Genomic DNA, 13,038 nt, shown 5'->3' on the forward strand with positions numbered 1-13,038 from the left:
TTCGTTTTCAGTGGAAGGAATGGTAAAATGAGCGCGGATTTTTACCTTGTGAGACATGCAAAAAAAGAAATAGGAATAGGTGATGTTTTGGTTTCTAGTGAAGGTCTAAAGCAAGCAAACATGACTGCAGAGCACTTTAAAAAAGTCCCCTTTTCTAGAATTGTTTATAGTCCGCTAAAAAGATCAATGATTACTGCTGAAATAATTTCCAAAACAACAAGAAAAGCGTTAACTGAGGATATACGATTAAGGGAGAGGGTCAATTGGGGGGATTTATCTGGACAAACATTTGAGGAATTTGTTGAGATGTGGAATCGATGCACAAGAGAAAGAGAATTTTCCCCGCCTGTCGGTGACTCGGCGAGAAAAGCAGGAGAGCGTATGACTTCATGTCTACTCGAACTAGCTGACCGACACCCGCATGAAAGTTTTCTTATTGTGACTCATGGTGGTTTGATTACAGATTTTTTGGCTAACGAATTTAACCACGAAGAACTGGCTAGAAAGTATCCTAACTTTATAGAAGAGCAAAGTTATTTGGTCCCAGAATGCTCTATAACTAAAGTTAGATATTGTGAAGAAAAGTTTGAGTTAATAGATTTTGCGAACGTCACGCATTTGAACCATTAAGCTAACAGAAAATGTTGATCGTAGTAGGCGCTTAGATCCTTACCGGATTCATAGTTGGCTACATCTAGAGAAGCCAGCTTCTGCCGGGCCTCCTCGGCCTTCGCATGAACAGCCTCCATCTGCGCCTGATTGCCGAATGCCTGATACACTTTGAAGGGCATCTGTGCCTTGGCATTCTCATTCCGCGCCGCGAAGATATCGTTCAGCTTACTTAGTGCAGTGATACTTTCTACGGTCAACAGGCCGGAGGTCTGAAATGACATTTCTGAGCTGCTGCACCACCGGGTCGCTGCTGAGTTCATCTTTTCTGGGTAGAGCGGCAATCGAAGTGATGAGGTTCGTCGTACTTCGCTGCACAAATTCAGGAATAGACACCCGTCCGGCGGCTGATTGCAGCCCCAAGCTGCCGAAGGCTGCGAGCAACAGATTAAATTGGCCTGTCAGCCTGTCCGCCTGGCGTTTATTCTCTTCCTGCATCTCTGTTACGCCTCTCAAGGCAACACGGATGATATCCTCTAATTTCTCCGCTTCTACGGTTAATTTATTGATCAGCACCTGGGCCTTGACCAGATGGTCGCCCATGGGAATGCCGCCCCAGCCGCTGGACTGGCCCTTCAATTGAAGATACAGCCGGTTGGTGTCCTGACTCACCTGACCGATTTTCTTTTGCAGGCGCCTGACTTCATCTTCGTTAAATACAAGCTTCGTGGAAGACACTACATAGTATCCATATTTTCACAGCAATCAGATATGTAAGTCACGGATATACCATGCATCGCAGGCATAGTGCTCGGAACCGGCCAGCGGGCCATCCAGCGGGCTGAACCCGTGCTTGACATAGAAACGGCCAGCAGCCTGCATCGTCAGCAGCGTCTCCAGGTAACACTTGCGGTAATGCTGCTTAGCGAAAGCAAGCGCCGTATCCAGCAGCCCTGCTGCAACGCCTTGGCCGCGGATGGCTGCGGACAGATACATTTTCTGCAATTCACAGATCTGCCGTGCTTCGTCAAAAGCTGTAATCCCGCAGCCGCCCAGCACCTGCCCATCCACTTCAATAACCCAGTACGCCCGGTTCTCCGCGCTATTATAATAGGTATATAAGTCATGCAGGCTGTCATCTGCCCAGGCCAAGCCTTCACGGTTACCGCCGAATTCAATCAGGCACTCCCGGATAATCCCCTCAATGGCTGCATTATCCCTCTGCTCAATGGGACGGATGGTAATCATATGGTTGTCCTCCTTATACCCTCTGTCTGCTTCGTTTCCTGCTTCAATGTACAGTTAATCTATCATATCATTTCCCGCTGAACGATTCGCCTGCTATACTGGAATTTGCAAGTAGGATAAGGAGTGAGACAGATGAATAAGCTGGTATTTTTTCTCGGACCCGGAGGGGCAGGCAAAACCACCTTAGCCAAGGCAGTTGCGGCCCGGCGTCCGGCGGCGGTGTTCGATATGGACATTCTGCTGCGTCCGGCAGCAACCGCGATCATGACTATGCACGGGCTTGACCCTGACGACAGAGATTCCGATGAGTATAAAAGACTATGCCGCGATCTCGGCTACCGCATCACCATGGATGCCGCGCTCGATAATATCGGCCTGTCCAGCGATATCTATGTGGTGGGTCCCTTCACCAAAGAAGCGGCCGATCCGGAGTGGATCGGCCGCGAACTGGCGCGCGTAGGGTGCACGTTAGAGGAAGTTGAGGTCAAGGTAGTCATGGTAAGCCTGCCGGATGCCGCCGTGTACCGTCAGCGGATTGAGGGCAGACGCTCACCGCTGGATGCGTGGAAGTTCACCCACTGGGAACAATTCAGCGCTTCCCTCGGCAGCCGCACGGTAGCCTGGCCGCTTCCGCCTGCGCATGTCGCACAGATTGACAACTCCCATCCCGACAGGAATGTTGCAATCGCGGCGGTGGAGGCTTTTATCTATGAAGTGACGCCTTAATGCAGGATTATGACATCTGGACGCTACCGCTTGACCGCATGAATATAATGAATTGTCTCAAAAGCAGCAAGGTCATCCGAACGGTTACCGAAGAACCGGTCCTGGATGGCTTCCGGGGACAGGTGCTCGTAGACCAGCAGACCGGCCTCAGCCAGCAACTGCTCCATCTCCGCGTAAGCAAAGCAGGATTGCATGGGTTCGCCGCCGGCGGCAGCCAGCTGAACCATTTTGCTAACCCGGCCGGACAAGCCCTGCTCCTCCCATAGCCGCTCATCTGCATAATCCAGCACGATGGAGCTTCCGGCAGGCAGATTCGCGAACAATGCGCTGATCAAGCGGGCATTCTCCTCCTTGGTGAGGTAGTAGGATACCCCCAGGAGGCTGAATAGGGTTAAGGCATAAGGATCGAACCCCTGTGCGAGCAGACTGGGATAAGCGAATCCGCCCGTGAAGTCCATGGGAACAAGATGAAGATTGCCGGGAACCGCAAGCTGTGCTTCCTTAAGCCTCTGCTGTTTGGATGCCTGGGTAGCAGGAGCGTCCACTTCAAAGATCTCCAGCTGCTCCCCTAGTTCAGGATAACGGTAGGCAAAGCTGTCCAGCCCCGCACCAAGAATTACATACTGCTTCAGCCCGAGACTCATCTCATGCAGCACTATGCTCTCACAGTAGGCAGCACGTGCCAGCGGTGTGGGGGATAACTGAACCTGGACAATCCATCTCAAGATGGCTTCAGGATCATCCGGGTATTTCTCCGCAATCTCAGGATTGAAGAACGTAATCCCTTGCACCATATTCCTGCGGATGTCCGCGAACTCCTGCGGTGATATCAGCTTCTGTGCGACATAATCATCGATGATCTTCGGACTGTCAAATTGACTGTGATAGGCGCGGCCAAATGCGGACACTAAGGCAGTTATGCTGGACTTGTTCTGCTTCATTGGTGGTTCCTCCATAAAAAATAAGATTCCCCCTGGCCAGGAGAACCTTATTATATACACAAAATACTAATATGTAAATTATAGCATATATAATATTTTTTGTCAATGATAGATGTTACAATATTTCCTGTTTACCCCTGATCTAACGAGCCCATAAGCTGGAAAAAGTATTCGGTCTCCTGGGTCTTGTTAAGACTGTACCATGCATCCAAGGTAGCTGGAGCAAATACCTCTAAGACCCTTAGCACTTCCCTCGCGAATTCCAGCGGAGCGATGCCCGATGCCGTGACCAGCTTCCCGCTGACAGCTACAGGCCCATCCTCATGATAAGTTTCCCCTTTATAGCTGGGACTGACCATTTTCAGATAATCCAGGTTGTTGCTTGTATGCGGCACAACATCCAGATAACCCTTATCCGCCAGCGCCGCGGTCGCCCCGCAAATAGCAGCAACGGCCACACCGAGCTTGAGCGCTTCGTGAGCCCTATCCAAGACCGGCTGATTCTCCGCCTCTCCCCACGTATTCCCTCCAGGCAAAATCAATAGATCGCCGCTTGCCAAACTACACTCATCCAGGGTGAGATCCGGCTGTACCGTCAGTCCGCCCATAGTTGTAACCGATTCTTTGGTGGCGGATACCGTAATGACTTTTAAAGGTGCTGTACCTTTTTTGAAGTATCTTCCTGTGTTCAGTTCAGCGGCCAAATACCCGTATTCCCAGTCTGACATCGTATTGAATACGTATAGATAAGCTTGTCTGTTTTGCATATTGCAACTCTCCCATCACTATTTGATATAGCCTATTATAGTAAAACTCCCCTGACAGACGGTGTCAGGGAAGATGGGCGGATACAAATATGAAGGAACTGTCCCAAGGTCCATGAAACTGTTGCTTGTGACAACTCTTTAATGTGGAGTAGAATCTACGTGAGCACTTGGGTGGACGCTCCGCAAACAGAACGTTGTTCCCATCGCTGTTGTGTCCAGATTTTTTTCATCCCCCCTTAGCGGTGAAAATCCGGACACAAAGGCGAACGCTTCGCTTGTCCACAATCGTTCTGCCCGCTCCGCTGTTTAAGCGCGAATTGACTCTTCCATCCTTAAACAACAAACAAAAAATCACTCGGCAACTGGAGAACAATCAGGGCTCCGGCGATTTCTGCTAAGGGCCGTCGCCGCTCATAGAAAATCACTTTTGGAACAACCCTCTTCACGTTAACTCAGCTAGGCTCTGCTTTAAGGTAAGCCCCAGCTTCACTGAAGCTGGAGATCTCACCGCCACCGACAGCGGCACAGAGCGCCGCGCCTAACGCCGCTTCTTCAGCATGTTCACCAAGCTCAAGCGGTAGCCCGAAGGCTGCTTCTGCCTTGGCGCACAGCACCGGATTCGTCCGCAGCGCATTGCCTGAGCCTATAAGGCGGCTGAATGTGGCCGTGCCCTGCTGTTCCAGATCCGCCAGGAAGCCGTACAGTTCATCTACCATTCCTTGCAGAAAAGCATGGGCCAGCCCGCCGGGCGTAAAATTCTCCAGCGTGATGCCCTGCACACTGCCGCGCTTCCCCGGGTCTGTCCTCGTCCCCAGAAACTGAGTGTTCACCGTAAGTCCTGTGCTGCCGCTTCCCGGCATCTCTTCACTGAGCAGCCTGGACATCAGGGAATAGACCTCTGCCGGTGCTTCTCCAGTGTATGCGGTGATCAACTGCCGGAAGAATCCCTCCAGCAGGGCATAAGACTTGCCGCCGCTCAGGGCGGCGCCAACCATTAGCACCCCACCGCCAGGGAACGGGCGTACCTCCATCGCAGAAGGAATGTTGGCGCAGTGAGGCACCCAGGCCGACAGCTGGCTCCCTGTGCCGATGTTCAGCAGCAGGGTTTCGCCAGGGAGTGGTACGCTCCCCAAGAAGCTGGCCTGATTATCCCCGAGCGAGGTATACACGGGAATGCCTTGTGATGTGCTACCGATTGCCGACCCGGAGGGGACGACCTGCGGCAGTAACGAACAATCGATCCCAGCCATACTAATCGCGGTTCTATCGAAATCTCCTGTCCCCAGACTGAAGCCCCCGATCCCCGCTGCCTGCGTTGCATCGATCAGGGGAATATCAACGTTCACGAGCCTCATCACAATATAGTCCGCAATTGTGCAGAAGCCGACTGCTCCTTCCGGGACAAGCTGTTGGCACAGATTATAGTAATGGGTGGCGAGTCCATAGCCGGGAGCTACAGTGTAACCGGTAAGGTCACTGAACTGCTGCGCATAGGTTGGACTGCCCGTGCCTCTAGTTAGCTGTCCCGCCCGTCCATCCTGCCAGGTGTACAGCGGACCTGTAGCTCTTCCTCTTTTATCCAAATAGACAATCCCATGCATCGCCCCGGTTAAGCCAATACCCGCTACCTCCGGCTGGTGCGCCAGCAGACGTTCAAGTATATGTTCCACCTGCTTCAAAATCAATTCCGGGTCCTGCAGCCGCTCCCATTCCTGATTTAGGCTGAAAGGCAAACTCGCTTGCGCTTCCGTAAGGCTATGCAGAATCGTACGCTTCTCCAAATCGTATAGCAGCCCGGAGATGGATGTGGTTCCGATATCTAGTCCGGCCGTAATCATAGGCTCCATCCTCTTCCCTCTTGTATAGCCCATATGTTAAGCCTTCGCTAAGGATAGCGTCAACCAGGCGAATAAAACACTAAGAAGCAAAAGATACTAGAACAAAGAAAGTATAACTATAAACGGAGGTACATAAATGAGACTTCACAACAAAGTGGCAGTAGTTACCGGGGCGGCATCCGGGATGGGGAAGGCGATTGCCGTGCTTTATGCGAAGGAAGGGGCCAAGGTGGTAGTAGCGGATATTCATCTGGAGGCTGCGGAGACGGTGGCCGGTGACATTAAAGCTGGCGGCGGGGAAGCCCTGGCGGTACAAGCAAATGTTGCTGAAGAGTCTGACATCCAGAATCTGATCGACAGTACAGTCAACACTTACGGCACTGTAGATATTCTGGTGAATAATGCGGGGATTATGGATAACTTTGAACCGGCGGGTGATATTGAGGATGAGAGCTGGGAGCGGGTGCTCGCCGTTAATACAACTTCGGTGATGCGTGCTACGCGCAAGGTACTGCCTATTTTCCTGGAAAAACAACAGGGTGTTATTATTAACGTTGCCTCGGTAGGCGGTCTGTTCGGTGCCCGGGCCGGTGCAGCTTATACAGCCTCGAAGCATGCGGTTATCGGCTTTACCAAGAATACCGGATTCATGTATGCTGCCAAGGGAATCCGCTGTAATGCGATTGCGCCAGGCGGTGTCGAAACCAATATTGGTTCCACTATGACCCATATCAATCCTTTTGGCATGGAACGCACACAGCCGGGTATGGCGCTTAATCCACGGATGGGCCAGCCCGCAGAAATCGCACAGCTCGCCTTGTTCCTGGCTTCAGAGGAAGCAGGCTTTGTGAATGGAGCAGTCATTACCGCAGACGGCGGGTGGACGGCTTATTAAGGTTGATGGACCCATAGCAAAGGCCATCTCTCCCATGCTGCGGGAAGATGGCCTTCTTTCTTAACTGCCCTATTCTGCTTCAGCTTCGTGCATCCTGCACTCTAATGTTGCTCCCGAACAAGGTGGAATCACTTGTCAGCTTGTAGGCCGGATATCCGGCCTCTGCTTCGAGCCGCATAACGTCATCGAACAGCAATTCCTGCTGGCGGTCACACAGGAAGGTGAACGGCTCGGTCTGAAACACAATATCTGTCGGCGAAGGCTCGCTGACTACCTGGATGACCAGTACGCCGTTACAGCCGCAATCCTCCGTATCATAGAACATTTTGAATTGCCCGGGCTTCCCGGCCAAGCTCTGCTCCAGCCGTTCGCGGGTCATTGCATTAAGCTCAATCTGCATCTGTAATTACTCCTCTCAGGACAACCTGTCCGGTATGCTGTATCTGTAGGCGACAAGTATAGTCCTTAATCTGCGCAGACCCGTGTGACAGCAGTCACTGTGAATGTGAAAATATGACTATCAGCGCAGTATGCCGCAGCAGCGATGAATTCTTCCCTTTGAATATAACACAGAAACAGGCGCTGCCATAACCCGGCCCGCGGCCTGGAGATGTTAGCGCCTGCCCTATTCTGCTTCACCCGATCTGCGAACGTACGGCTTCTTCCAGATTCAGCAGCTCCGCCCTGACCTGGACCACCTCACCGATAATGATCATGGCCGGATTGCTGATCTTCATCGCGGCGGCTACCTTGTCGATATTGCCAAGCGTGCCGGTTACGATCCGTTCGCGCACCGTTGTTCCGTTCTCAATTAATGCAACCGGGGTCTGCGGATCTTTGCCGTGTACCAGCAGTTCCTTGCATATCTCCCCTAGCTTGCTTACGCCCATATAAATCACAAGCGTATCTACACCATGAGCCAGCGCATCCCAGCGCAGCGGTGAATCCTGGGTCTGGCAGCGGCTACCGGTCACGATGGCAAAGGAAGCCGCCACACCGCGATGGGTCAGCGGAATGCCCGCAGAAGCAGCTGCGCCCACCGCCGAGGTGATTCCGGGAATCACCTCATAGGAAATACCGGCAGCGGCGGCAGCTAATGCTTCCTCCCCGCCCCTGCCGAAGACAAACGGGTCGCCGCCCTTCAGCCGGACTACATGGCTACCGGCTTCGGCATGCCGGATCATTAGCCGCTCGGTCGTCTCCTGGGGCATCGAATGCAAGCCCGGCGCTTTGCCGCAGTAAATGCGCACGGCATCGCCCCTGGCGTAGTCCAGCAGTTCCTCATTCACCAGCCGGTCGTACAGAATCACATCGGCACATTGAATGCGGCGCAGAGCCTTCAATGTAATCAGCTCGGGATCGCCTGGACCCGCACCAACAATGGATATGCTGCCCTGCTTCATAGGCTTTTCTCCAGGACAGGTGTGCCCGGCAGCCCCGCTTCTCCGCGTCCCGGAAGCTCTGCTGCCGCAGAAGTTCCAGGTCTGCTGCCTTTTTGCGATAAGTAGAATAACAGCCCCGTGAGCAGCAGCCCTCCGGCGAAGTTGCCAAGCAACACCGGAATACCGTTCCAGATCCACCAGTCCGCCATAGTCACATTCGCTCCAAGCATCATTCCCGCCGGAATGACGAAGAAATTGACGACCGTATGCTCGAAGCCCTGGCCGAAGAAGGTCAGGATCGGCAGCCACATGGCGAGGATTTTGCCGGAGGTGGATCTTGAGGTCATCGCCATGACAGCCCCCAGCGTAACCATCCAGTTGCAGAGCATCGCCTTGATGAAGGCCAGCCCAAGTCCCTCGGCCCCCAGACTCTGATAAGCCGTCGTCTTCCCTTCACTTGCCGTAATCAGCGTCTGCACCATGGGGTTCGACAGATCGGTCCCCATCTTCGTAATCGTCAGCCCGTATAATGCGGCATAGACCGCACACCCGATCAAATGCCCGAGTATGACCCAGAAATAGTTCCCGAGCATGCGTCCTACGGTGGTCTGCTTCTCCAGCACGGCCAGCGGAATCAAGGCGAAGCTGCCGGTAACCAGCTCCAGCCCGAGGAGAATAATCATCACGAAGCCTACCGGAAAAAGAATGGCGCCCACCATAGGGATCTTGGTTTGTGCCGCAGCGGTGAAGGCCAGTGTAGTTGCACAGGCCAGAATGGCACCGCCGAGACCGCCGCGGACAATGAGCTGCATGATGCCCAGTTCCGCTTTGTTTTTTCCCGCTTCAATCATGGAGCCCAGCACTTCGCCTGGTTTGACATAGTCCATTATGAATCCCCCTTATACATGTCCCTATATGAGTGAATTAGATCGTTAAGTACAAGCTGCCGGTGGCGTGATCGACTTCCACCTCATAGGTGGTCACATGTCCCGTATCGGGGGCCTGCACCTCGCCTGTATGCAGCTCGATCCGCCAGTCATGCAGCGGACAATGCACCTTGGAGCCGCAGACCATGCCTTCCGAGAGCAGCCCGCCCTTGTGCGGACATTTATTCTCTACAGCCAGCACCTCTCCGCTGCTTAGCCGGAACAAGGCAATCTCGGTATCGCCTACCCGTAATTTACGTGATCCTTTGATATCCACCTCATTCAAGTTGCCGATTAGCAGTTTGGTCATTGTCATTTCGGGTTCCTCCTTAGACCGTCTCGGGTAACGAGATCGCCTCAAAATTCTTGCGCAGCTCCGGGGTATTCACAATCTGCTTCCATGGATCAGTAGTCAGGCTGAGCGTCTTCTGAATTCTCTCCACCAGCGCCGCCCGTTCCTCCGGGGATTCCAGCGCCTGCTTGATGCTGTCCAGACCCACGCGCTCGATCCACTGTGCAGTCCGCTCATTCCATCCGGCTTGCTCGCGGTAATACTGCAGGAACGCGCTTGCCCATTCCAGAACCTCATCATCGGTCTTCACCACGCAGAGCAGATCGGTCGCCCGGACATGTACGCCGCCGTTGCCGCCGACATGCAGCTCCCAGCCGCCGTCAATCGCCACCACCCCGAAGTCCTTGATTGTCGCTTCCGCACAGTTGCGCGGACACCCGGATACAGCCAGCTTTACCTTCCCTGGAGCATTCAGCCGTTCAAAAGCTTTCTCCAGCCGAATTCCCATCCCCAGCGCATCCTGGGTCCCGAACCGGCAGTAGGTAGAGCCTACGCAGGTCTTTACGGTGCGCAGCGTTTTGCCGTAGGCATGGCCGGAAGGCATATCCAGCTCCTCCCACATCTTCGGCAGATCCTCCTTCTTCACGCCCAGCAGATCCAGGCGCTGCCCGCCGGTGAACTTGACCAGCGGCACATCGTATTTCACCGCGACCTCCGCTATCTTGATCAGCTCCGCCGGAGAAGTGACCCCGCCGTAGATTCTCGGCACCACTGAATAAGTCCCATCCTTCTGGATGTTGGCATGGTAGCGCTCATTCGTATATCTGGATTCATTCTCATCCACGTATTCTTCGGGCCAGAGCATACCCAGGTAATAGTTCAGCGAAGGGCGGCATTTCGGGCAGCCTTCCTCATTGCTCCAAGACAATACATGCATGACTTCCTTCACCGTGGTCAGCTTCATCCGCTTGATCTCGGCGACAATCTCATCCCGGCCAAGCGTCGTGCAGCCGCAGATTCCCTCTTTGACTGTAACGGCCGCCTCTCCGGCATAGAGCTGGAGCAGCCCCTCTACCAATGGCTTGCAGCCACCGCAGGAGGCGGATGCTTTGGTGCAGGCTTTGATCTGGCCGACACTGGTGCAGCCGCCGGCGGTAATCGCTTCGGCAATGGTTCCCTTCGTGACTCCGTTGCAGCCGCAGATGATCTCGTCATCCGGCATCCCCTCCAGCCGGTTGCCCTTGGGCGAAGCCAGCGCATCGGCCTCCAGGCCGAGCAGCAGCTCTTTCTCACGCCCCTTGATATTCTCGCCCTTCTTGATCATCGAGAAGAGCTGCGCGCCGTCATTCGTATCGCCGAACAGGACAGCGCCGATCAGCTTATCCTCCTGGATCACCAGCTTCTTGTAGATTCCCTCCGTCTCATCCTGGAAACGGAGCGCCTTCGTTCCGGGCTGCTCGATATACTGTCCTGCCGAGAAAACATCGACGCCGGACACCTTCAGCTTCGTAGAAGTCACCGAACCGGCATAGCCCTCTGTAGGAGCGCCTGCCAGTCTTTTGGCCAGCACAGCGCCTTGCTCATACAGCGGGGCTACCAGACCGTAGGCAATACCGCGATGCTCTGCACACTCCCCGACGGCGTAAATGCCGGGCAGGCTGGTCTCCATATAATCGTTCACCACGATGCCCCGGTTCACCTCAATCCCGCTGCTGCGGGCAAGCATAACGTTCGGCTTGATCCCGACCGCCATCACGATCAGATCGGCCTCCGCCATCTCGCCGTCTGCGAACAGCAGGCCTTTGACTCTCTTTTTGCCGAGAATGGCTTCCGACTGCTTCTTCAGCAGGAACTTCATACCCTGAGCCTCCAGCTCTCCCCGCAGCATCCGGGAAGCCGCCTCGTCCAGCTGACGCTCCATAATATACTCGTGGATGTGAACCACCGAAACGTCCATCCCCAGATGCAGCAGCCCTCTGGCCGCCTCCAGTCCGAGCAGACCGCCGCCGATGACGAGCGCTTTGCTGTATTTTTGCGAGACGTCCTGCATGATTTGCGTATCCTTGATGTCACGGAAGGCAATGACGCCCTCCTTCTCCGTTCCGGGGATCGGCAGCATGAAGGGATTGGAGCCGGTCGCCAGAATCAGCTCGTCATACGCGGCGGTAACTCCTTTATCCGTATTAACTGTACGTGCAGCAGTATCAATAGAAGTCACTGTGTGTCCCGTATATAAGGTAATATTGAAGCTGCTGTACCATTCGAGATCGTTAATTACGATTTCATCCAGGCTTGCCCCGCCTGCCAGCACGGAAGACAACATGATGCGGTTATAGTTGGGATAAGGCTCTGTGCCAACAATCGTAATCTCGTACGCCTCCGGCGCCAATTTGAGCAGATGCTCAATGGCTCTGACCCCCGCCATCCCATTGCCGATTAATATCAGTTTTTTACGCTTCACTGTCATCTGTATCTCTCTCCTCTCCAGGTGAACAACAGAAATAGCCCGCTTCACTCCGCCCGGAAAAGATACATTTCCCGTAAGCGATATAAGTGAGAGCAGGCGCCATTGCCGCTTCAGCCGAATACATCGTTGTATTCGTGAATTGTTGAATTTGTTAAAACGACTATACTACAGCCGTCTACGATACGTCAATAATTATGACATATAAAATTTAATTAATTTAATTTATCGACAAGAATACTGAATTCGTGTTATATAATATAACATAGTCTATCCTGTAATTGGATTGTCAGCAATCATACAAGATGTCTCTATTCTTAGGTAAAAGGAGCGTCGTCCCCCATGCATTCCCTGTTGGTTATAGAACCTGCCGGAACAGAGAATCCCGCAGAAGCGCGCTCCTCTGGAGGCCCTGACCACATCTTAAGCTCTTGCGGCTATGTAGTTGGAACCGCGGCGTCACCGGAACAGGCCGCTCCGTTCATCGGCGATGCCGATGCCTTCATTCTTAATCTTCCGGTGACGGATATCAGCCATTGGAGAACCCTGCTGGTACGGCAAAGGATCGCGCCGGTAATCTGGTGGTGTACCCCGCATACCGCTAACCTCTCCGTCTCTGCCTGCGGCGACGATATTATGGTGGACGGCATTCTGTCCCCGGCTATGAAGCCGCCGGAGATTCACTGGACGCTGCATTTCAGTGCCAGGCAATGCTTCGAGCGCAAGCAATGGCTGAAGGAACGGGAGCAGCTGCTCTCCCGGATTGAGGAACGCAAGTGGATCGATATGGCTAAGGGCATTCTGTCCAAGGCCAAGAATATCAGTGAATCGGAAGCCTATGACCTGCTGCGCAAGCAGGCGATGAATGAACGCAAACGAATTGTGGATGTAGCAACCTCCATCGTCAAGGTCTACCAGATGCTGCAGGATCAAACTTAAGGAGAACGCCA

General features: G+C 53.6%; 15 protein-coding genes. 4 read left to right on the forward strand and 11 right to left on the reverse strand.

Annotation, left to right across the window (positions count from 1 at the left end; translation table 11 throughout):
• Positions 1–48: 48 nt before the first annotated feature.
• Positions 49–630: a histidine phosphatase family protein gene (locus tag NST04_RS20960; protein ID WP_341185978.1), complete on the forward strand. Its 582-nt coding sequence runs from the start codon at positions 49–51 to the stop codon at positions 628–630.
• Here the strand turns inward: NST04_RS20960 and NST04_RS20965 are convergent.
• The 3 genes from NST04_RS20965 to NST04_RS20975 are packed head-to-tail and all read right to left on the reverse strand — an operon-like array spanning position 627 to position 1,857.
• Positions 627–869, reverse strand: coding sequence for a hypothetical protein (locus NST04_RS20965; RefSeq protein WP_341185979.1), 243 nt, complete (start codon positions 867–869; stop codon positions 627–629). The genes NST04_RS20960 and NST04_RS20965 overlap by 4 nt on opposite strands.
• On the reverse strand, positions 838–1,347 hold the full coding sequence (locus NST04_RS20970; protein WP_341185980.1) for a hypothetical protein: 510 nt from the start codon (positions 1,345–1,347) through the stop codon (positions 838–840). Before NST04_RS20970 ends, NST04_RS20965 begins: the two co-directional genes overlap by 32 nt.
• A 27-nt stretch (positions 1,348–1,374) precedes the next feature.
• On the reverse strand, positions 1,375–1,857 hold the full coding sequence (locus NST04_RS20975) for a GNAT family N-acetyltransferase (RefSeq protein ID WP_341185981.1): 483 nt from the start codon (positions 1,855–1,857) through the stop codon (positions 1,375–1,377).
• Between the two features lie 132 nt (positions 1,858–1,989).
• On the opposite strand from NST04_RS20975, the gene NST04_RS20980 reads away from it, so the two are divergent.
• Positions 1,990–2,583 (forward strand): hypothetical protein, encoded by a 594-nt coding sequence (locus NST04_RS20980; RefSeq protein WP_341185982.1) that lies wholly within the window; start codon positions 1,990–1,992, stop codon positions 2,581–2,583.
• Between the two features lie 23 nt (positions 2,584–2,606).
• Here the strand turns inward: NST04_RS20980 and NST04_RS20985 are convergent, their stop codons facing one another.
• The 3 genes from NST04_RS20985 to NST04_RS20995 form a co-directional block, all read right to left on the reverse strand.
• Positions 2,607–3,524 carry a class I SAM-dependent methyltransferase gene (locus NST04_RS20985; RefSeq protein WP_341185983.1) on the reverse strand — a complete coding sequence of 306 codons (918 nt, stop codon included), beginning with the start codon at positions 3,522–3,524 and terminating at the stop codon, positions 2,607–2,609.
• Between the two features lie 131 nt (positions 3,525–3,655).
• Positions 3,656–4,291, reverse strand: a complete 636-nt coding sequence (locus NST04_RS20990) for a type 1 glutamine amidotransferase family protein (protein WP_341185984.1) — start codon at positions 4,289–4,291, stop codon at positions 3,656–3,658.
• 452 nt (positions 4,292–4,743) lie between these two features.
• Positions 4,744–6,138, reverse strand: a complete 1,395-nt coding sequence (locus NST04_RS20995; RefSeq protein WP_341185985.1) for a sedoheptulokinase — start codon at positions 6,136–6,138, stop codon at positions 4,744–4,746.
• A 127-nt stretch (positions 6,139–6,265) separates the two neighbouring features.
• Here NST04_RS20995 and NST04_RS21000 point away from each other — a divergent pair, with 127 nt between their 5' ends.
• Positions 6,266–7,024: an SDR family oxidoreductase gene (locus tag NST04_RS21000; protein ID WP_341168652.1), complete on the forward strand. Its 759-nt coding sequence runs from the start codon at positions 6,266–6,268 to the stop codon at positions 7,022–7,024.
• A gap of 79 nt (positions 7,025–7,103) precedes the next feature.
• Here the strand turns inward: NST04_RS21000 and NST04_RS21005 are convergent, their stop codons facing one another.
• The 5 genes from NST04_RS21005 to nirB form a co-directional block, all read right to left on the reverse strand.
• Positions 7,104–7,424 (reverse strand): iron-sulfur cluster biosynthesis family protein, encoded by a 321-nt coding sequence (locus NST04_RS21005; protein ID WP_341185986.1) that lies wholly within the window; start codon positions 7,422–7,424, stop codon positions 7,104–7,106.
• 235 nt (positions 7,425–7,659) lie between these two features.
• Complete coding sequence (gene cobA, locus NST04_RS21010; protein WP_341185987.1) at positions 7,660–8,427, reverse strand: uroporphyrinogen-III C-methyltransferase; 768 nt, start codon at positions 8,425–8,427, stop codon at positions 7,660–7,662.
• The gene (locus tag NST04_RS21015) at positions 8,424–9,293 is read right to left on the reverse strand and encodes a formate/nitrite transporter family protein (protein WP_341185988.1); all 870 of its coding nucleotides are present in this window, start codon (positions 9,291–9,293) and stop codon (positions 8,424–8,426) included. The genes cobA and NST04_RS21015 overlap by 4 nt, the downstream gene beginning before the upstream one ends.
• A 37-nt stretch (positions 9,294–9,330) precedes the next feature.
• Entirely contained in the window at positions 9,331–9,642 is a 312-nt protein-coding gene (gene nirD / locus NST04_RS21020) for a nitrite reductase small subunit NirD (protein ID WP_341186810.1), read from the reverse strand.
• Positions 9,643–9,661: 19 nt separating this feature from the next.
• Entirely contained in the window at positions 9,662–12,091 is a 2,430-nt protein-coding gene (gene nirB / locus NST04_RS21025) for a nitrite reductase large subunit NirB (protein ID WP_341185989.1), read from the reverse strand.
• 339 nt (positions 12,092–12,430) lie between these two features.
• On the opposite strand from nirB, the gene NST04_RS21030 reads away from it, so the two are divergent.
• Entirely contained in the window at positions 12,431–13,027 is a 597-nt protein-coding gene (locus tag NST04_RS21030) for an ANTAR domain-containing response regulator (protein ID WP_341185990.1), read from the forward strand.
• The last annotated feature ends 11 nt before the right edge of the window (positions 13,028–13,038 follow it).

Source organism: Paenibacillus sp. FSL H7-0756 (assembly GCF_038006765.1).
Lineage (GTDB): Bacteria > Bacillota > Bacilli > Paenibacillales > Paenibacillaceae > Paenibacillus_AQ.